Source organism: Kluyvera intermedia, from assembly GCF_021440345.1.
Taxonomy (GTDB): Bacteria; Pseudomonadota; Gammaproteobacteria; order Enterobacterales; family Enterobacteriaceae; genus Kluyvera; species Kluyvera intermedia_A.
This window is the reverse complement of the sequence record NZ_JAKCNS010000141.1, coordinates 1-1,531: the sequence shown is the minus strand read 5'-3', so window position 1 is coordinate 1,531 and position 1,531 is coordinate 1. Positions and strand designations below refer to the sequence as shown.

Here is a 1,531-nt window from a genome sequence, read left to right as displayed (position 1 = left end):
CCTCAGCCGGAACCGACCCCAAGATAGCGGTACAGTTCGGTTAAATGTTCGCGTCGCGTGGTTTCCCTGCCGGAAAGGTAAGCAGGCCAGAGATCACCGGTAAGTTTTAGCCTGCCGGCTATATGCTTCAGCAGCGCATCAGAGGGTGGGATTTTTTTATCCGGTGCAAAGCCGACATTTTTCAGATAGCAAAGAAGGACGGCAAAACCAAAACGGCTGGCGGGTTTACGGTGAGCACTGATAAGCGCCAGATCATGCTCACTAAAATACGCCATTCGTGTCAGCGTTAACTCATCGTCCGGTAATGCCAGTAATGATTCTCTTTCCGACAGAGAAAGAATCTGCCTCCTTGACATATATTTTCCCTCATAAATTATTCGGTGCGGTATTTTTAACAAAAATGCTTATCGCATAAGGGTGTACTCCCGCGCTATACGGCATTTTCAGAGGTTTGACCTTAATCGGATAACCTAAATGCGATACTGCAAGAGCGACAACTTAAAAGCGATAGCCACTGACGCAAAATCAACCCCTTACGAACCAAGATTGGTTAAATAATGCGCTTAACGTACAAAAATTTCCGATCTCCAAACTGACCCCTAACAGGGTAGTGACCGGGTAGCCACGATAACTGCCAACAAAATTAGCTTATAGGTTAATTCTACCTTGTCTGAAATTAGCCTATAGGTTAATATTAATAGAAATGGGAGGTCACATGTTTAGCGTTGTTTATCACCCGGAAGCCAGGGAAGAAGCCACAGCATTACCCGTAAAAATCAGGGTGAAGTTTGACCGTCTCATCGGCAAACTGGAGTATGACGCCCGATTACTGCGGGAGCCGGACACGAAGCCCCTGGGCGATGGACTTTTTGAGATCCGCACGATGGGGACGGACATAGCCAGGGGAATCTGGGTATACCACAAAGGCAATACCATCATCATGCTCCGTGTTTTCATCAAGAAGTCACAGAAAACGCCAGCGAAAGAAATCGATCTCGCCAAAAAGCGGTTAGCGGAGGTACTTAATGAAACTGGTAAGCCATAAAGAACTGCATAACGAGTGGATGCAGGACGATGAATATCGCGCTGCATGGCAGGAAGAAGAACGTAAGGAAAAGCTCAGGGAGCTGCTTGCTGAATGGCGCAAGCATGACAACCTGACAAAAGCGCAGGTTGCTGAACGCATGGGGGTTACACCTCCGGTTATTTCTCGCCTGGAAAACAACATCACCAAAGCCAGCATCGACACACTGACCCGCTACGCTCACGCCTGCGGCATCAAGAAACCTGTCATTGCCCTGTACTGAATAGCCAGCCCTCCGGGGCTGGCCTTTTTGTTTCGGTCAGTCCCAAAATTTTGTTAAAGCAAGTTTAAAATGTCACCTGTTTCTCCAAAGTTGAAATGTCACTTCTAAGCCAATCTATTTATACATAATCTTTACATCTTTCCCCGGTGACAAAGTGCTAATTGGTCTGTAATGTTCAATGTGTGGCAGGCAAGCCGCCGGTGACTTAGGGAAGGTGCGAACAA

Annotated in this window: 2 protein-coding genes and 1 pseudogene; 2 read left to right on the top strand and 1 reads right to left on the bottom strand. The window is 47.2% G+C overall.

Features of this window, described 5'->3' with window-relative positions:
- Positions 1-14: 14 nt before the first annotated feature.
- Positions 15-356, bottom strand: a pseudogene (locus LZ634_RS22240) (DUF4158 domain-containing protein); the annotation flags it as partial.
- A gap of 359 nt (positions 357-715) precedes the next feature.
- Here LZ634_RS22240 and LZ634_RS22235 point away from each other — a divergent pair.
- Entirely contained in the window at positions 716-1,045 is a 330-nt protein-coding gene (locus tag LZ634_RS22235) for a type II toxin-antitoxin system RelE/ParE family toxin (RefSeq protein WP_000493286.1), read from the top strand.
- Positions 1,026-1,307 (top strand): helix-turn-helix domain-containing protein, encoded by a 282-nt coding sequence (locus tag LZ634_RS22230; protein WP_000780222.1) that lies wholly within the window; start codon positions 1,026-1,028, stop codon positions 1,305-1,307. Before LZ634_RS22235 ends, LZ634_RS22230 begins: the two co-directional genes overlap by 20 nt.
- Positions 1,308-1,531: the final 224 nt, after the last annotated feature.

Coding starts and splice junctions, on each gene's coding strand:
- LZ634_RS22235 (WP_000493286.1), top strand. CDS start 716: ATGTTTAGCGTTGTTTATCACCCGGAAGCCAGGGAAGAAGCCACAGCA.
- LZ634_RS22230 (WP_000780222.1), top strand. CDS start 1,026: ATGAAACTGGTAAGCCATAAAGAACTGCATAACGAGTGGATGCAGGAC.